The sequence below is a fragment of the Parabacteroides sp. AF39-10AC genome (assembly GCF_003635405.1).
Lineage (GTDB): Bacteria > Bacteroidota > Bacteroidia > Bacteroidales > Tannerellaceae > Parabacteroides > Parabacteroides distasonis.
In genome coordinates this window covers 1-17,205 of record NZ_QTLP01000043.1, presented here as the reverse complement: position 1 = coordinate 17,205, position 17,205 = coordinate 1, and the positions used below count along the sequence as shown (strand labels likewise).

19 protein-coding genes and 1 pseudogene are annotated in these 17,205 nt (G+C 42.8%); 8 read left to right on the top strand and 12 right to left on the bottom strand.

Annotated features, from left to right (window positions below; genetic code table 11):
- The 9 genes from DW033_RS22965 to DW033_RS22925 all read right to left on the bottom strand — a co-directional run.
- The coding region (locus DW033_RS22965) for a GDP-mannose 4,6-dehydratase (protein ID WP_122383201.1) at positions 1–503 on the bottom strand (503 nt) is incomplete at its 3' end.
- A 15-nt stretch (positions 504–518) separates the two neighbouring features.
- Positions 519–1,334, bottom strand: a complete 816-nt coding sequence (gene rfbF / locus DW033_RS22960) for a glucose-1-phosphate cytidylyltransferase (RefSeq protein ID WP_122383200.1) — start codon at positions 1,332–1,334, stop codon at positions 519–521.
- Positions 1,335–1,410: 76 nt separating this feature from the next.
- Positions 1,411–2,472 carry a glycosyltransferase gene (locus DW033_RS22955; protein ID WP_122383199.1) on the bottom strand — a complete coding sequence of 354 codons (1,062 nt, stop codon included), beginning with the start codon at positions 2,470–2,472 and terminating at the stop codon, positions 1,411–1,413.
- Between the two features lie 37 nt (positions 2,473–2,509).
- Positions 2,510–3,883: a hypothetical protein gene (locus DW033_RS22950; RefSeq protein WP_233554297.1), complete on the bottom strand. Its 1,374-nt coding sequence runs from the start codon at positions 3,881–3,883 to the stop codon at positions 2,510–2,512.
- A gap of 34 nt (positions 3,884–3,917) precedes the next feature.
- Positions 3,918–4,973, bottom strand: coding sequence for a hypothetical protein (locus DW033_RS22945; protein WP_122383197.1), 1,056 nt, complete (start codon positions 4,971–4,973; stop codon positions 3,918–3,920).
- A 1-nt stretch (position 4,974) separates the two neighbouring features.
- The gene (locus tag DW033_RS22940; protein WP_009274989.1) at positions 4,975–6,057 is read right to left on the bottom strand and encodes a polysaccharide pyruvyl transferase family protein; all 1,083 of its coding nucleotides are present in this window, start codon (positions 6,055–6,057) and stop codon (positions 4,975–4,977) included.
- A gap of 5 nt (positions 6,058–6,062) precedes the next feature.
- Entirely contained in the window at positions 6,063–7,244 is a 1,182-nt protein-coding gene (locus tag DW033_RS22935) for a Coenzyme F420 hydrogenase/dehydrogenase, beta subunit C-terminal domain (RefSeq protein ID WP_122383196.1), read from the bottom strand.
- Positions 7,245–7,250: 6 nt separating this feature from the next.
- On the bottom strand, positions 7,251–8,774 hold the full coding sequence (locus DW033_RS22930) for a lipopolysaccharide biosynthesis protein (RefSeq protein WP_233554296.1): 1,524 nt from the start codon (positions 8,772–8,774) through the stop codon (positions 7,251–7,253).
- A gap of 162 nt (positions 8,775–8,936) precedes the next feature.
- Positions 8,937–9,434 carry a hypothetical protein gene (locus DW033_RS22925; protein WP_009274986.1) on the bottom strand — a complete coding sequence of 166 codons (498 nt, stop codon included), beginning with the start codon at positions 9,432–9,434 and terminating at the stop codon, positions 8,937–8,939.
- 17 nt (positions 9,435–9,451) lie between these two features.
- Here DW033_RS22925 and DW033_RS24555 point away from each other — a divergent pair, with 17 nt between their 5' ends.
- The 6 genes from DW033_RS24555 (at position 9,452) to DW033_RS22900 (ending at position 14,752) form a co-directional block, all read left to right on the top strand.
- A complete protein-coding gene (locus DW033_RS24555; RefSeq protein WP_154396230.1) occupies positions 9,452–9,589 on the top strand; it encodes a hypothetical protein in 138 nt (45 codons plus the stop codon).
- 179 nt (positions 9,590–9,768) lie between these two features.
- On the top strand, positions 9,769–11,055 hold the full coding sequence (locus DW033_RS22920; RefSeq protein WP_005805709.1) for an IS1380-like element IS613 family transposase: 1,287 nt from the start codon (positions 9,769–9,771) through the stop codon (positions 11,053–11,055).
- 114 nt (positions 11,056–11,169) lie between these two features.
- The gene (locus tag DW033_RS22915) at positions 11,170–11,787 is read left to right on the top strand and encodes a BT4734/BF3469 family protein (protein WP_122383202.1); all 618 of its coding nucleotides are present in this window, start codon (positions 11,170–11,172) and stop codon (positions 11,785–11,787) included.
- Positions 11,788–11,848: 61 nt separating this feature from the next.
- Positions 11,849–13,654, top strand: a complete 1,806-nt coding sequence (locus tag DW033_RS22910; protein WP_005863158.1) for a DUF3987 domain-containing protein — start codon at positions 11,849–11,851, stop codon at positions 13,652–13,654.
- A 118-nt stretch (positions 13,655–13,772) separates the two neighbouring features.
- A complete protein-coding gene (locus DW033_RS22905) occupies positions 13,773–13,979 on the top strand; it encodes a DUF4248 domain-containing protein (RefSeq protein ID WP_005857913.1) in 207 nt (68 codons plus the stop codon).
- 305 nt (positions 13,980–14,284) lie between these two features.
- Positions 14,285–14,752, top strand: a complete 468-nt coding sequence (locus DW033_RS22900) for an HU family DNA-binding protein (RefSeq protein ID WP_005857915.1) — start codon at positions 14,285–14,287, stop codon at positions 14,750–14,752.
- A gap of 103 nt (positions 14,753–14,855) precedes the next feature.
- On the opposite strand, the gene DW033_RS25240 is transcribed toward DW033_RS22900, so the two are convergent.
- Complete coding sequence (locus tag DW033_RS25240) at positions 14,856–14,978, bottom strand: hypothetical protein (RefSeq protein ID WP_009274984.1); 123 nt, start codon at positions 14,976–14,978, stop codon at positions 14,856–14,858.
- 19 nt (positions 14,979–14,997) lie between these two features.
- Between DW033_RS25240 and DW033_RS24550 the strand changes: the two genes are divergently transcribed.
- Entirely contained in the window at positions 14,998–15,093 is a 96-nt protein-coding gene (locus tag DW033_RS24550; RefSeq protein ID WP_158595246.1) for a smalltalk protein, read from the top strand.
- Positions 15,094–15,111: 18 nt separating this feature from the next.
- Positions 15,112–15,558: an N-acetylmuramoyl-L-alanine amidase gene (locus DW033_RS22890; RefSeq protein WP_122383194.1), complete on the top strand. Its 447-nt coding sequence runs from the start codon at positions 15,112–15,114 to the stop codon at positions 15,556–15,558.
- 49 nt (positions 15,559–15,607) lie between these two features.
- Here DW033_RS22890 and DW033_RS22885 read toward each other — a convergent pair whose 3' ends face one another.
- Together DW033_RS22885 and DW033_RS22880 are read right to left on the bottom strand one after the other, a co-directional pair.
- Entirely contained in the window at positions 15,608–16,747 is a 1,140-nt protein-coding gene (locus DW033_RS22885) for an MraY family glycosyltransferase (protein WP_005857920.1), read from the bottom strand.
- 14 nt (positions 16,748–16,761) lie between these two features.
- Positions 16,762–17,205: pseudogene (locus DW033_RS22880) on the bottom strand (tyrosine protein kinase); the annotation flags it as partial.

The following is a 17,205-nucleotide window of genomic DNA, read 5'->3' as shown; positions in this document are numbered from 1 at the left end:
ACCAGCTCCGAACAGGATTTGGAATTTGAATAAGGATCATACCCATCCAATTCCTCATTCTCCCTATAACCCCAACTCCACTCCCTATTCAAATACACTTTATCCGTAGTGACATTCAAGAAAGACTTCACGCAACAATTATTGCGAACACACTCAAGAATATTCACGGTACCCATCACGTTTGTCTCGTAGGTATAGGCAGGATCTTTATAAGAATCTCTAACAATGGGCTGAGCGGCAAGATGCAGCACAATTTCTGGTTGAGACTCATCAAAAGCCTTCTTTAGAGAGGCATAATCTCGTATATCGCCAATCACGGAATGTATGTCATCTTCAATATTAGCAATTTGAAACAACGAAGGCTCTGTTGGGGCTTCAAGTGAATATCCGGTAACGACCGCTCCGGCATTAGCGAGTATCCTACACATCCAAGAGCCCTTAAAGCCGGTATGGCCCGTAAGGAAAATCCTCTTGCCTTTATAAAAATCCAATATATTTCCCATTTGTATGATAACTTATTATTTTGCGTAATCTGGTATTTCCGGAACAGAGCGCTCCCAACGCTTCCAAGGAGCTTTATCCTCGGCAAGCAGTTTTTCAAGCATAGATTTTTCACGTATATTATCCATGCACTGCCAAAAACCAGTATGGATATAAGACATCAACTGACCCTCTTGCGCTAACCTGACAAGTGCGGTCTTTTCGAAGACACAAGAGTCACCCCCTTCCAGCATATCAAAAACCTCGGGTTCCAACACCATGTAACCGGCATTAATAGGAGCGCCATCAGAGGCGTTCTTTTCCCGAAAAGCCCTTACGGCTTGATCTTTAGTAATATCTAAGACTCCTTTATCTTGTGCTATCTTGACGGCCGTAAGGGTCGCAAGCTTACCATGGCTCTTATGAAACTCCACCAATTTATCAATTTCTACATCACAAACACCATCGCCGTATGTCATCAAGAAAGTCTCGTTCTCTATATATCTCTGGATACGCTTAATACGGCCTCCAGTCATAGTGTTGTAGCCCGTATCAACGACAGTGACTTTCCAAGGCTCCATATTAGTTTGATGAACGGTCATTTCGTTGTTGCCATCACGATAGTCGAAAGTCACATCAGAGTTATGAAGGAAATAGTTGGCGAACCACTCCTTAATATATTCCTGTTTATAACCGGCGCAAATGATAAACTCGGTATAACCATAATAGGCATACTCTTTCATTATGTGCCACAAGATTGGCATACCACCAATCTCAATCATTGGCTTTGGCTTGAACTGGGATTCCTCAGATATACGAGAACCAAAACCTCCTGCAAGAAGTACTACTTTCATTGTAATAAATTTATAGTATTGTAATCAATGCATTGTCTTAAATTAGACATACAATAACCTAAACATCAGAATAATATCAAAAAGCATCTATAAAATCTCTGAACTTATTTTCAATCACCGAAGTCTCATATTTTTCAGAAAATAGCTGATAAGTATATGGATTAAACCTGTTATCAGAAAGAGAATTTATAGTATGAATAAACTCTGATGGCGTATTACATTTCCCCCCCATACGACTATAATCACATTCTATACCCTGAAAAGCTTCATCAGTACCTATGATAGACTTACCAAAACTCATCGCCTCTATCACTTTCGTTTTCATACCCGACCCCTTAAATATAGGGGCTACAACAGCTAACGCACTTTTATAATATGAAGATAAATCATCTACATATCCCTCAAGTTTCACATTAGACAGAGTTTTATTTCTTAAAGTAGGATTATTACAACAAGCCCCAACAATGCGTAAATCCAATTGGATAAAAGGGGATACATGTTCAATAAACCATACTATCCCTTCTATATTTGGATAAAAATCAGCACCAACAAATAATAAAAACGGTCTATTTATAGCGGTTAATACAGGAACATCATCTAAGTCCACCTTAGGACTTGTTATCGGAAAAATCAGTTCTGGTTTCCGTCCATACATTCGCTCGAACCCATCACAATCACGTTTATTAAGTGCTATTAAAGAGGTAGCATATCTCACAGTTCGCTTTTCATTGAATTTTATAAAGCGATATTTTACGTAAGAGACAAGAGAATGATCATACAAGTATTCTTGATAAGCCATTGACGCATCTACATTATGCTCAAATATCACGGACTTTGCTTCTAATCCATGCAACAATTTAACAATCCTACCAAATAATGACCCTTCAAAGAAAACGAAATCAAAAGAATCCTTACAATAGACATCCATTATAGTTTCTTCGTCTCTTTTAGAAACACCATAACACCCCATGCGTAATAAAGATAAAACGATGATTTTCAGAGTAGGGCGAGCTACTGAATAACAAATGACATTATCTCCTCCAAATAAGCGAGTAAGCATCTCATAATTTCGATGCATCACATAAGTTCCACCGTTAAGGACTGAGGAAAATTCTCGATGGACATATAATATTCTCATGATTCAAGATATTAAATAATTTGAGACAGAAATAAACTTAAGATCGAATTAATTCTTTTGTACTATCCAAGGAAGAAATTCGCAGCAATAAAAAAGACAACAATAGATAATCCTTACTACTATAAAACACGAATAACATCATTATAAATGCAAAAAATGACATTACTTGTCTGGAAAGAAATAATTTTATTAATAAATGGATATACATAATCAAAATAATAATACCACCACGCACAAAAACACCATAGATCGCCAAGTGTAATCTTACATAATCATTGCGTATCATATCCAATTCTTTATATCCTCCATATCCCGCAAAAGGCTGAAACCAACCAAACAAATCCGGAACTCCTGCTCCTGCCCCCTTACCTATAATAAAATAAATAGGATTAAGAATAAAGTAATATAACAAAGTTACTAACTCTGCGACAAGATTACCAATACTACTAAAGTCTGATGCAACATCCAATATACTAATTGAATTAAAAAGCAATAATACTTGATGAAACTTATAAGCAATTGTTCCATTTTCTAGATTCTCACTCAGAAATTCTAATAAAAACAAAAACAATGGAATAAATAACAGTATTAACAAAATATTAACCCCCAAAATCTTTTTATTATATCCAAGAATCCAGAGAAGTAAAAGCCCAAAACTTATAATCGTTTTTCCTGAAACAAAATAGGAATTGGTTAACAGCAAAAATATTATTATCACAACAGAAGATAAGAAAAAAAATGAGGTATAATATTTTCTCATTATAAAAACCCCACATGGTAATAAATAATACAGGCTATTATATACAACAAACTCACTTCCACCATATTCCATTTTACGATGTAGAAGAAAAGCAAATAGTAATGAAATAACACTAATAGAAAAAGTATATATCAATACTTTTTTCAAGCTTTCGACATCTAAATTTTTAAATAGAACAAAGTAGAATAGAACAGGTAAAATAGCCAGCAAATCATCTATATAGTTATCCGAATAAATATTTCCAAAAAGGACATTAACAAAACCTACGACAGCTATCCATATCAAATATATAAGTAAAAACCTAGAATAAGGATCCATGCAGTAGCTAATAGATAATCTCCGTTTTAATATTAAAATCACACAAAAAAAGAACTGAATTACAATATTCAACGAAACCCCCCCAAATCGTATTCCCCAATAATTCAAGGAAGAATTGTCTAAATGATAATAATTACCCCATCCTATAGTCAACAAATTAAAAGAGATAAGATATAATATAGCATTTTTTTTATTTATAAAAAATAATATTATCAAATAGGCATAAACAAGGCAGGAAAATAAAAACTTAATTAAATCTATCCCTTCTATTCCATATAAAAAAACATCGATCAAGGAAAATAGAAGTAAAATACAGAAATTATAATTGCCCATAGAGAGCCTTTTTCCACAACTTGTAGATATCAACTTAAACATCATGTTTATTCAATAGAAATTTATAATCAGGCATTAACGCCAACAGATCATTAACACTCTGCGATACTTCAGATGACGACAAAGACAAAAGCGTTTGCAGCGAAGAAAGCACATCACTATTAGATGTAAAATATCGAATATCAATTCCTACATTTTGATATTGACGAAAATAAGAAGTATCACTTACCAATGCTTTTTTATGATTAGAAAGTGCCTCAAGTAACACCCCACTAGTTCTATACTGAAAAGACCGAGGATAAGGTAAAAAAATCACATCACTTTTTAGAAATAAACACTCATAATCCTCTTTCTCCATCACATCACGTATGATATGAATATATCCACAGGTTGATTTCAAGACTTGTGAACGTAGAACAAAAAGAACATTATTACTAGCCAAATAATCAAGAAAAGCGGAATCTACAATAAGAAAGGCTAGTACATGTTCATCAACGCTGGTCAAGGAAGGAGAAAATATAATTTTACTATAACCCTTAAACTTTTGATCGTACACAGAAGTAGCACTTTTATTATAAAATGGTTTAACTAAACCATGTGCAACGACTTCCACATTGTCAACACCTAACGAATGTAAATAAACCTTTGACTCTGCATCAAGGACAATCTGCTTATAACGCTTTGACACACATCTGTAAAAAAAACGTTTTATCCTACTAAATGGTAATCCACTTACATTTATATGATTAATTAAATATGTAAACAATGGATATTTAACAAAAAAAAGACATATTTCATCATAATAGGAAAATAGGATAACATCATAATCATTCAGTTTTATATTTCGCTTTATCAAATAGTACACATATATGGTTATCAGCCTACTTAATAAAGAATTTTTTGTCCTTTTGTAATACCTCAAAGGTATGCTATAAACAATATTATCAGATGCAATATTTAAGTCTTTTTCATATCCTTCTTTAAAAACAAAATCAACTCTATCTGCTATCTTACAAAGAGCCTCTATTTGCATTCTATTATAATTAGAATGAGCCAAAAATGATGCAGGATCTATATAAAGTACTCTCATATTAATTTACCATCTTAGCAAGTATAGACATTGATTTATTTCTCTCTGTACTCAAAATAGCATTTACAGGCGTATAATCTATATCATTTATGGCAGTTTCACCATTATACATTCTTCTCGAAAGATTAAATTTATTCAATATAGAGACACTTCGACTGGAATACTTATCAGGTAAAACCGCTAAAAATTGCTTATTAAAATTAATAGAAAAAGCTGTTCCATGAAAAGAACTTACAATCACGTAGTCAGCCTTACTAAATAGAGAAATAAACAAATCAGGCGTTCCAAATACAAAACGCTTATCACATTTTACACTTTTAACATTCCAACTGGTAGAATACACATATATCTTCAAGCCTCTCAACGATGCTATATCTTTAGCCAATTTCATAATTAGATCATCATTGTTCCATTCGACCGAATACACCAATAAAAAAGGCTCTACTTTTATAAATGAAGATTTCTTGAACACAGAAAGCCATTCCTCTTTGGATAAAAGGAGCGTAGGATCTAGAACTTGAGTAGAGTCATACCCTAATTCGGTCAACTGAGCTTTAGCTAAATCTTCCCTTACAGTCAAACAAGCATAGCATTTCAAAGCACTACGCATAGATTCTTTTTCTATATCAGACAAACTATTTTGTCCGATACTTGCCGCATAAGCAATTTTTTTTGCGTGTTGAGGAGCAAAATCTAAATAAAATACTGGATCTATCCCCCTATTGTACTCATTATTCCATACTTGATCACTTCCTGTCATATAAATAGTATTTCTATCATCTATTTTAGATAAGGTGTTTAAACTACACATCGGAATTACCTTACGGACTATGTGCTTCAACCTCATTCTTAAAATTTGCTCCAAACTAATATTAATAATAGAAAGCCCTTTTCGAAAAAATGATTTCGACTGATTCCTAAAAACATTCTTTACCAGGTATACAAATCTTAAATGAGGACGGCTATAATTAACAAGTACAGGATTATGTCCCAATTTTCTTACACATACACCTAACGCCAATGCTTGCAAAAAAGTACCCGTATTTATATTATCAAGAATTGTAGCTATAACTATCTTTGCCATACTACTTATTTATATATTAGCATTTTCAATTTATTAAAAGCTGATCTAAGATGAAAAACATCAATCCATTTAGAAACATAATTTCTAACGGAAAAAGGCTTATGAAACACTTTGTATTTTCTTAAAAAGTCATCCAAATGCATATTATCAAAATCCTCATAAAACGTATCCCTAAGATTTGGACGTCTGCTAGCTCTAAATATATTAGGATTAGCCAATTTAGCCTCTTTCAAACTTCGAGCCTCACAATATGCCTCTTTTTGTATATCTTGCCATAATTCTATCCCTTTAGAATTATTGATTAAAACACATGATACTCCATGAGTTGTATCATGGCCAAACAACTTCCACCTACCTATACCCCAAAAATCTCCAATTGAAATATCTCCTTGCCTAGGTAAAGCCGCAAATGGACACCGATAGCAAGATTCTCTAAAGTTTAATCCTTTTAAAAAGGATTGAAGATATATATCATCCGGGCTATTATATTTAACAACATGATTACCATAGCTTTGTTGATACTTCCATGTTTTTGTATCCCTAAAGATGAGAGATTTCGTCACATCATATCCCCTATCGCTCAGTATACTTGATGTTTTATGTAAAAATAAAGGCGAGGGAACCCCATGACAAAATATATCTACTAAAAACAGATTAGGGTATGGTTTCCTTAAAAAACGTTTAAGGCCTGCTATTTGACATGGGGTACCGGTAAACAAGACTAAACGACCTTTCTGTAAGATCTCTCGTACCTCACGATATGAATAACCAAGGGTACTTTGAACATATTTTGATCCTCGCAATTTATCTAACTCATCTATAGACGTGATACTAGTATGATATACTTCGTTATTAGAATTAATAGCCGCACCAAAAACAACACCACCTCTATTTATAAACAGCATAGCCAATAAAGAGAAAGCACCTCCAGAAGAACTGCGTTGACAAATAGAATCCTCAGCACATAAAGCATATGTAGAAGGAGCTGGATCATTATCATACAGTTTATCCTCATTCAAGACAGGACATGCTTTTTCACACAAACTACACTCTTTACATTTATCCACATCTATCACAGGATACAAAAATCCTTCTTTATCCGGTTGCATAGACAGCGCCTGGTGAACGCAAACATTATAGCAAGAGCTACAACCTGTACAATCTTTTTTATCACACAGTTTTATCATAAACTTTTATTTTTTTAATCTTTCTAAAGTAAGAGCCACCATTCTACGTTCACTCCTATCTAAGCCTATAAAGTAAAAGAGTACTCCTACGCTTAACAAAGATGAGATAATGGAACTAACAATCTTAATAATTGGAAATGAAATATTTAAAGAAGAAAAACAAACAAGCTCATAAGAAATGGCTGTCACAATAATACTTCTAAAAACAACTTTTCGCAAATAAGAATTTGTAGGAAAACTAAATAGATATTTCAAATATAATAGCCTTACTATATATATCAAAACATTCATTACCACCTTTATGCCCAACGCCACCTCAGGAACATAACCTAGTCTAAAAAACAAATAGCTTATGGGTACGTTTGATAAGATCATTATGCCCATCAGGATTTGATAATTGCGGATATTTCCAGTAGCCTGTACAGAGATCCAAAGCGGTCCCTGAATGGCATCTAATAGAGAGAAGAGAATCATCCACCGACAAAAGGAGACTGTATATGTAGGCACCTCACCTAGCCACAAGGCCAACACCTCCTCACAGCAGAGATATAAAGGCAGTGAGATTACATAAAGCAAATAATAAGAATACTTGGAAGTTCGCATGATCAAGTCGATGAAATAGCCTCGATCGCCCGAGGCGTAAGACTTAACAATTTGCGGATTAAAAGCCGTCTGGAAATTTCCAACGAAGCTATAAACCGCCGATTGTACTTGATTAGCAATGCCCATAGCGGCATTTACCGTCACACCAAAAAAGAGATTCAGTAAGATATTCAATCCCTGCGAAGCTCCCATATTGGCCACTCCCCCGAACAGGCTCCAACCGGAGAACCCCAACAACGAACGATACAAGCCTTTGTCCCAAAAGAACCGATAAAGGCATACGGCAAACGACCGCCTACAATACAAATAATAGCAAACCGTTATCAAAACCAGCACGACAAACATCAAGAACGCATAAAAGATCAAACGATCCCAAGATGCCAAAGCCAGCAAATAGACAATCAAAAGGCGAAGCACGGCCTCAATCACGCTACTATAAGCATAAAACGACATCCGCTCATGAGCGATGATGGCAGCGTTATAAGGGGTACGAACGACATTGATGCAGGTGGATAATATCGTAAACTGATACGTTAGTGTCACCGCCCATTCCCTGTCCGAAGGATACTGGATATAATGCTCCAAAAACCACAATCCCACGGTCTCCGCCAGTACGAACGTCAACAACGCTATACCCAGATGGATCGTGACACTAGCTGAGAACACTCGCCGTACCGCCTCCGAATCTCCATGCCCCAACTCATAATTCAAGAACCGTTGCGTGGAGGTGACCATGGCGTTATTGACAAATGTGAAGAGTACCACTATTCCCCCCACCACATTATAAATCCCGAAATCCTCTACCCCCAATACATGTAGCACGACCCGGCTGGTGTACAGCGTCACCCCCATGATTAGGAGCATTCGCATGTAAAGGAATAGCGTGTTTTTCGCTATCCGCTTATTATTCTCTGACGTAGCTGACATAAAAATGAGCACATAAGACACGCTTACCCCGCCGATACACCAGCGGGACAAACACATCGAATATTTAGATTTAAAATGAGTTCAAGCGATATTTATAGAGATAGATCACTGGGACAAATCATTCAGCATAATACAAATAGCAGAGTTTCTAGGATCTCTCATTTATCTCATCCCTTCCCCCAGCACATACTTCCTAATCCCATACCGAATGCTCGGTACATTCGCCCCATTCACGAACGTGAGGTGAGGCAAGAGGGCGCTGATGAAGGCACGGCTCTTGACCAGCTTGAGGGGAGACGAGTAGTCGGCTAGGATCTCGTTGTAAAGGTCTGTCAATACCGTCTGGCAAAGGGTGACCGTGTCCGGGCAGGCGCATAGGCGGGCCTCGTAGACAAGACGGGTCGCCTCGTCCGGGATGAACAACGCCAACGAGGAGGGTTCAGCCGTCACCGGAGGGGCAGGAGAGTTTATCGGAGGAGACGGAGACTCATGAAGTCCCGATTCAGCGGGCGTAATCCAGCGTTCCGTCCGTGTCACCGTCCCGTCACCCCAATGGATGTTCTGGATAGCGATGGTGGCATTGGGCAGGATCTGCACGTTACCTCCATTGACCGTAAAGGCAGAACGTGCCTGTTCCGCCCGCTCTTGATTTTCTGTCATATCCGTTTTTAATTTAAGTGTTAACAATAATCACCCTTTTCACGGGGGATATTTATTTCTATCCTCATTTCATCCACCATACGTCCGTTTCCGTACCCGTCCCGTCCATCGCTATTCCGGGAACGGGCAGGAACGCATTCCTTTACCGGCAGTAACCGAATAATCAATTTATTTTATCCGATCATGAAAGAGTCTATCCTTAATTCCGCAACACTATTATAAAATATTTTTTTTAAGTACCTGAGCAACAAAAAGTTGCTCAGGATTTTGCCATGTCAGAGGATTCACTTAACTTAGTGTTGCAAAAAAATAATCAAACAAAACCTCATCAGGCATGGCAAAAATACAAATAAAATCCGAGAAGCTCACTCCTTTTGGAGGAATATTTTCAATCATGGAGCAATTTGACTCCACATTGTCATCTGTAATCGACTCGACACTCGGTCTAAGGTGTAGCTCGTTCGGTTATCAGTACAGTGAAATCGTCCGTTCCCTCATGAGTATCTACTTCTGTGGTGGCTCATGCATTGAGGATGTCACTACTCATTTGATGAACCATCTCTCGCTCCATCCGACACTTCGTACTTGTAGTTCTGATACTATCCTCAGAGCGATAAAGGAACTGACGCAAGGAAACATCTCATACACATCAGATACGGGTAAGAACTACGATTTCAACACGGCTGACACACTCAATACCTTACTGCTCAATTGTATGTTTGCATCCGGCCAACTGAAAGAGGGCGAGATGTATGATGTTGATTTCGACCATCAGTTCATAGAGACTGAGAAGTATGATGCAAAGCCTACATACAAGAAGTTCCTTGGTTATCGCCCTGGCGTGGCGGTTATTGACGACTTGATTGTTGGCATTGAGAATAGCGATGGTAACACCAACGTTCGTTTTCATCAGAAGGACACGCTGAAGAGATTCTTTGAGAGATTTGAGCAGAACGGACTTACAATCAATCGTTTCAGAGCTGATTGTGGATCATGTTCCGAGGAAATCGTGGAGGAAATAGAGAAACACAGCAAATCCTTCTATATCCGCGCAAACCGCTGCAGTTCGCTCTACAATGACATCTTTGCTCTTAGAGGCTGGAAGACTGAGGAAATCAATGGCATTGAGTTCGAATTGAACTCTATTCTTGTTGAGAAGTGGAAGGGTAAAGCATACCGACTTGTGATTCAAAGACAGAAACGGATGGACGGTGTGCTGGATCTTTGGGAAGGAGAATACACATACCGTTGTATCCTGACTAACGACTATGAATCTTCCACAAGAGAAATTGTCGAGTTCTATAACCTTCGTGGAGGAAAGGAACGTATCTTCGATGATATGAACAATGGTTTCGGGTGGGACAGATTGCCCAAATCCTTCATGGCAGAGAACACTGTGTTCCTTCTTCTTACGGCACTTATCCGTAATTTCTACAAGGCCATTATCCACAGACTTGACGTAAAGAGGTTCGGACTCAATGCAACAAGTCGCATAAAAGCGTTTGTCTTCAGGTTTGTCTCTGTACCAGCCAAGTGGATCAGAACATCAAGGCGGTATGTGCTGAATATCTATACCTGTAATAATGCTTACGCAGATATTTTTCAGACTGATTTTGGATAACGCCTACAACTTATGGGTATGATACTGCGTATTGCCTCAAGTCGCATAGTGGGGCAAGGGGATATTGTGGGCAGAAGTGGGTATTTCAGCCTCAATTTATCTGCTAATTCAGTGATGAGAGGACGTTTAGACGCAAGAAGGACGCTGAAGAGCTTAGTTGCGGATTTGAGGTCTATCTTTTCCTTTTTCAACGCCCCCATCACCAATCAAGTACCGAACGGGGTCGTCTGTGTCAGTCAATTGTACGCCTATATCACCACCAGCGAGTGGCTGCGTGAGCGTACCGATCAGGTACGTGCCGCATCGAGCGACGAGAAACGGTTCAGGCGGCTGAAACAGAGTTTGCTACCCTATGTCACGCCCGCCGGTATCTTCTCCTACCGCAAGGAAGATCACTTGCTCGTGCCCTCGGGCGAGTTCGTCATCGACATCGATCACCTCTCCTCACCCGAAGAGGCGATCTGTTGGAGGGACACGCTCTTCGCCGATGAGCGGCTACGCCCCGATCTCTCCTTCGTGAGTCCCAGTACCACGGGAATCAAGCTCCTCGTACCCTATCGCCTGTCGATCAAGAAAACCGTAGAGGAGTCTTTCGACGAGGCGGTACGATTCGCTTGGGAATACCTTGAGTGGAAATACGGGCTGAAAGCTGATGCCACGAACGCAGACCTCTCACGGGCTTGCTTCCTTTGCCACGATCCCTCAGCGAGGCTAGGAGACCGGAATTGTTGACAGAGGACAAGTGACAGTTGGTAGTTATAAATCATTATTCACCATTCATTATTCATTCATCATGAACCCATTATCAGATCTGGAGCGGCTCGTTGCCGCCATCGAGAAACAGGGGGCGAACATCGCTCCCACCTATCAAGAGTATATGCCGATCGCCTTCGCCATCGCCAACGATTGCGGAGAGGCCGGCCGGACATTCTTTCATCGTATCTGCCGGATGTCGGAGAAATATGTCTCTACCGAGGCGGATAAGCTATACGACCATGCCCTCAAAGGAGGCAATGGACGGAATGGCTTGGGATCCGTATTCCACTTGGCGGACCTAGCCGGCGTGAAACTGGACAAATCCATGGCCGAGGCCGGGAAACTTTCAAACTTTCAAACATTCACGCCTCCTTCACACACGCACACGTGTACGCACGAGGAACAGTCCGTGAAAAATGTCCCGCCCGCCTTTCCGGAGTATCCTTGGCCCGCTTTCCTCAAACGGATGATCGACCGGGGCGATACCCCCGCCCAAAAGGATATCCTCCTGCTGGGAGGTATCACCGTGTTGGGAGCGACACTCAACAAATCGATCCGGATATCGTACGGGCGAAAATTCTACTACCCTTGCCTGCAAACGTTCATCGTCGCCCCTCCCGCCTCGGGAAAGGGAGCCCTCGCTTGGACACGCCGGCTTGCCGAGCCGATACATGAGGCGATGATGGCGAACTACCGGCAGAGGCATAAAGCTTACCGGGAGGAGAAGAGCCGTTGGGACTCGCTGGGCAAGAAAAAATCCGATACGCCGGAGCCCGAGATGCCTCCCCTCAAGATGTTCCTTATCGCCGGTAACAATTCCGGCACCGGCGTGCTGGAGAACCTCATCGAGGCCGACGGCATAGGGCTGATCTGCGAGACCGAGGCCGATACCGTGAGCACGGCCATCGGCACCGAGCACGGGCACTGGAGCGATACCTTGCGTAAATGCCACGACCACGAGCGACTGGCTTTCAACCGACGCACGAACCGGGAATACCGGGAGTGCCCGGCCTCTTACCTCAGTGTCTTGTTAAGCGGGACCCCGGCGCAGGTACGGCCACTCATTCCCTCGGCCGAGAACGGGTTGTTCTCACGCCAATTGTTCTACCGGATGCCACCCATCGACGAGTGGGCGGATCAGTTCGAGCAGGGCGACGAGGACATGGATAGCCTCTTCTCCGATTGGGGGAAGCAGTGGAAAATGCTCGTGGACTACCTGCGTGAGAGGGTCAATATCATACAATTCCATCTCTCCGACACGCAAAAGGAGCGATTCAACAGCTGCTTCGCACGCATATTCGGGCACGCCGGCCTTTCCTACGGATATCCGATGCGAAGCTCCGTGGCCCGTATCGCTATCAATATCTGCCGGATCGCTTCCGTGGTGGCCTTCCTACGATCGGTGGAGAGTCTCCTCATCCCACAAGCCATTCTCGATTCTCAGTTTTCAATCCTCAATTGTCCCGGTCTCTCGCCTGCCCTCGAGATCCCGGAGGAGAACGTACGGGACGGTATCGTTCCTTCCCTAGAGTTACGTATCAACGATGACGATTTTAAGGCTGTCCTCTCGCTCGTGGAGCCGCTCTACCGTCATTCGGCGGGCATACTCTCCCTGCTTCCGTCTGACGAGGTGCCACGCTCTCGCACGCCCACGCCCCAAGAGGCTCTCTTCGCGGCCCTTCCACTCTCTTTCAACCGACAACAGGCCTTGGAGGAAGCAGAGAGGAACAACATCCCCACCGCCACCCTAGATACCTGTCTCAAGCGAATGCAGGAACGAGGCACGCTGGAGAAGAACGGCCGGGGCGAGTACAGCTTCGGCGGCCGTGTCACCCATAAGTAATCCCGGCCTCCCTCACACCCCTATATAACGTACCCCACGGGCGTGTGTGTGTGAGGGGGGGACGAATGTTTGAAAGTTTGAAAGTTTCATTCTCCCAAATCTATAAATCATAAATCAAATGTTCTTGCCATTAAGAAAGTCCGCACTAGCGGCATCCTATTTCCCGGAGCTGGCCTCCCATCAAGCTTGCAACCGCTTACGTCGTTGGATCATTCGATGCACGGAATTGCACGACAAGCTGCTGGAGACGGGCTACCGCCCCGAGCAACGTATATTCACGCCCCGACAGATCAGATTAATCATCCACTACCTAGGAGAACCGTAAATTAGTTGACAGTTGCGCACAGAGGTAAATAAAAACAGCCTACTGTCACTAGTCAACTGTCAACTTGGATGGGTATTCTAAGATCTTTACAATGCCCATCCAAGGCTTCTTATAATGCCTATTCAAAGGGGCTTACGATAGGCAGCGTAAGAAACCGGCGGTTATCACTGCGTCCCATGTTAATTAATCGTTATTCCCTACCCCGGGCATCAATCGGCATCACCGCCCCTTACGGCGGAACCTATCTTTGTAACATTGATCAGCAAGCAATTAATTTTCTATTATTAATCTTTAATTATCAAACTATGCCACAAGCATTTCAAGCACGAAAGTTTTTTATCCCCAAGACGGATCCTAAGCAGGAGGTGTACAAGCCGGTTCCCTATTATTTCGGTACCCTGTCCACACAAGATGCGGCCGACCAGATCGCCGAGGAGTCTTCGCTCACGAAGGGTGACGTATTGAACGTATTGGATCGTTATCAGCGGTATGTCATCAAGAACCTGCAGAAAGGTTACAAGGTGGAGCTGCTAGGGTTCGGAACCGTCTATAACCGCTTCGTCACGGAGAAGGGGGTAGCGACCGCCCCCGAGGTCAAGGCTACGCATATACGGACTATCGTGCCGGGATTCTCGCCTTCCTATACCATACTGAACGGGGCACGACGCTACTCGCTGCTGGGCGAGAAGACTTCGTTGCTCAAGGTGACGATACTCGGGACGCCGGTAGAGGAAGGGGGCGGTTCCGATTCTGAGTCGCCTGATGAGATCTGATGTGTCACTTTTGGCTTGACCCAAAAGTAACCAAAAGGTCAAGGCTGACGCTGACGGGCTACTTCGAGACCTACGCTCGCTGTCGCATCCCAACTCGCTTCGCTCAGACAGGGATGCTCCGGGCGCTCGCTGCGGTCTCTTCGCTTGACGCCCGTCCGCTGAGGCCGTCCAAAGGAAAGCCAAGCTTTCCTCTTATATCAGCCGGGATTCCTAATTCATAATTCATAATTTAAAATTCATAATTCATGAAAAAGTCCGTATGGAGTACCATTATCAAAGTGATCACCGCCGTAGCTACCGCCATCGCGGGAGCACTTGGCATCCAATCCTGTATTCTCTAATTTTCAATTTCAATTATCATGGGTAAGGTTTATTGTTTCTACCAGAATTACAGGGAGGTCAGCCTCCTTGTAATTCATTGCTCGGCCACACGATATGACAGGGATTTTCCTATGGAGGCGCTCCGTTCATCGCACAAGGCACGGGGATTCGCCGATATCGGCTATCATTTCTATATCACACGGGACGGGGAATTACACCGCTGCCGGCCGGTCAATCAGATCGGGGCGCACGCAGCCGGATGGAACGACAAAAGTATCGGTATATGTTACGAGGGAGGACTCGACGAACAAGGCCGTCCAGCTGATACCCGGACCTACGCCCAGCGGTGTACCTTGATGGATCTGCTACGGCAATTACGAAGGGACTATCCGGAGGCACGCATCCTAGGACATTACCAATTAAGCCCTTACATACGCAAGGCTTACCCTTGCTTTGACGCAAGGGAGGAGTATCTCGTCTTATAAAATAGATACCGGCTCGTCATTCACTCGCTAGATTGTCCGGTTTCACGACTTACTTTGTAAAAATACCCCCTATCTCTTTCAGCTCTTGCTCTTTATGATGCCTCGTTATGAAGCGGTTGATCGTCAAGTGAAGGATAGACCATAAAACCAAGTTCAAGAGCAAGAGGTAGGTGGCGTTTACCTTCATGGCCAATAAGACATTCAATACGATGAAAAAAACAGATACGCACAGAATCGTCACCATCACCATCCGTACACGCATACCCGTACGAAGCAGCTTGTGATGGAAATGATTCTTATCGGGCAAGAACGGGTTACGATGATTACGAAGGCGATGAAGCACCACACGGATCACATCGAGTAAAGGGACCAAGACCGTGGAGAAAGCGATCACCATATAGGGATTTGGTAACTCCGGTAAGACTTGATTCGACACGCACAGATGGATGATCAGAAAACTGATCACGTAGCCCAGCGTAAGACTACCCGCATCACCCATAAAGAGCTTATGGCCACGGTTTGCGTTGCCAAAGACGTTGTAACACCAAAAAGGCATGAGGACTCCCAGCGTACAGATGGCCAACAAGGCGTAAACATATTGCATGCGGATAAAGAAGATCACGCTCAAGACCGACAGGGCGATGCTACACAAACCGGAGGCCAAGCCATCGATACCGTCTATCAAGTTAATGGCGTTCGTGATATACACCACGATAAAGACCGTGACGGGGATCCCCACCCAAGCGGGAACCGAGTACACACCGAACAAGCCTCCCAAGGAACCGAACCAATTACCGGACAGTACCAATAATAACGCCGACACGATCTGGACGGCGAACTTGTAACGGTAGCCAACACCCACTAGATCGTCGCAGACACCCACTAGATAGAGTAACGTCATGCCCACGAACAGAAAGAGATACTCATAGAGCATGTTGAACGACAGGCTCGATGAGCCCATATCCCAAAAGTACAGGCGGAAGCCTATCACAAGGAACATGGACATCAGGATCACCGGAAAAAACGACAGGCCGCCCAAACGGGGGACCGGCGTCGTATGTACCTTACGGGAATCCGGGACATCATATAACCGTTTCTTGTGGGAGATCACCAAGATCCTCGGGATGATCACCATCCCGAACAGCACGGAGAAAAGGAAGCCCGACAGTAATAGTAATGTTATTTGCATGATTTGCGTATTAGTTATTTCTTCTTGTCACCGGCCTCGAAACCGTAACCATAGCCGTAGCCATAACCGTATCCCTTGCCGTAGCCGTATTTCTTGCCGTAACCATAACCGTAGCTGTTCTTGCGCTTCGTCATGTCCAAGCCATTGATCACCGTCGCGAGCTTCGGGAACTTTCGCTCACGCCGCAACACGTTGATGTAGCTGAAACCGGCCTTCGGTGTCACGTCCGCACGGCAGACGTACACGCACATGTCGGCCACACGGCCGATGATCGCCGTGTCCGTAACCATGCCGATAGGGGCCGTATCCAAGATGACATAGTCGTAGCGTTCCTTCAACCGGGCGATAGCCTTCTCCAGCACGTCACGGGCGACCAGCTCAGTCGGGTTCGGGGGGATGGGACCGCCCGGGAGGATATCGAGGTTAGGGCTGATATCGGATCGCTGGACCATGTCGAA

What these genes read in the sequence shown, in the direction of transcription:
- rfbF (WP_122383200.1), bottom strand. Translation starts at nt 1,334, where the DNA reads ATGAAAGTAGTACTTCTTGCAGGAGGTTTTGGTTCTCGTATATCTGAG.
- DW033_RS22955 (WP_122383199.1), bottom strand. Translation starts at nt 2,472, where the DNA reads ATGAGAATATTATATGTCCATCGAGAATTTTCCTCAGTCCTTAACGGT.
- DW033_RS22950 (WP_233554297.1), bottom strand. Translation starts at nt 3,883, where the DNA reads ATGGGCAATTATAATTTCTGTATTTTACTTCTATTTTCCTTGATCGAT.
- DW033_RS22945 (WP_122383197.1), bottom strand. Translation starts at nt 4,973, where the DNA reads ATGAGAGTACTTTATATAGATCCTGCATCATTTTTGGCTCATTCTAAT.
- DW033_RS22940 (WP_009274989.1), bottom strand. Translation starts at nt 6,057, where the DNA reads ATGGCAAAGATAGTTATAGCTACAATTCTTGATAATATAAATACGGGT.
- DW033_RS22935 (WP_122383196.1), bottom strand. Translation starts at nt 7,244, where the DNA reads ATGATAAAACTGTGTGATAAAAAAGATTGTACAGGTTGTAGCTCTTGC.
- DW033_RS22930 (WP_233554296.1), bottom strand. Translation starts at nt 8,774, where the DNA reads ATGTCAGCTACGTCAGAGAATAATAAGCGGATAGCGAAAAACACGCTA.
- DW033_RS22925 (WP_009274986.1), bottom strand. Translation starts at nt 9,434, where the DNA reads ATGACAGAAAATCAAGAGCGGGCGGAACAGGCACGTTCTGCCTTTACG.
- DW033_RS22920 (WP_005805709.1), top strand. Translation starts at nt 9,769, where the DNA reads ATGGCAAAAATACAAATAAAATCCGAGAAGCTCACTCCTTTTGGAGGA.
- DW033_RS22915 (WP_122383202.1), top strand. Translation starts at nt 11,170, where the DNA reads ATGAGAGGACGTTTAGACGCAAGAAGGACGCTGAAGAGCTTAGTTGCG.
- DW033_RS22910 (WP_005863158.1), top strand. Translation starts at nt 11,849, where the DNA reads ATGAACCCATTATCAGATCTGGAGCGGCTCGTTGCCGCCATCGAGAAA.
- DW033_RS22905 (WP_005857913.1), top strand. Translation starts at nt 13,773, where the DNA reads ATGTTCTTGCCATTAAGAAAGTCCGCACTAGCGGCATCCTATTTCCCG.
- DW033_RS22900 (WP_005857915.1), top strand. Translation starts at nt 14,285, where the DNA reads ATGCCACAAGCATTTCAAGCACGAAAGTTTTTTATCCCCAAGACGGAT.
- DW033_RS25240 (WP_009274984.1), bottom strand. Translation starts at nt 14,978, where the DNA reads ATGAATTATGAATTAGGAATCCCGGCTGATATAAGAGGAAAGCTTGGC.
- DW033_RS24550 (WP_158595246.1), top strand. Translation starts at nt 14,998, where the DNA reads ATGAAAAAGTCCGTATGGAGTACCATTATCAAAGTGATCACCGCCGTA.
- DW033_RS22890 (WP_122383194.1), top strand. Translation starts at nt 15,112, where the DNA reads ATGGGTAAGGTTTATTGTTTCTACCAGAATTACAGGGAGGTCAGCCTC.
- DW033_RS22885 (WP_005857920.1), bottom strand. Translation starts at nt 16,747, where the DNA reads ATGCAAATAACATTACTATTACTGTCGGGCTTCCTTTTCTCCGTGCTG.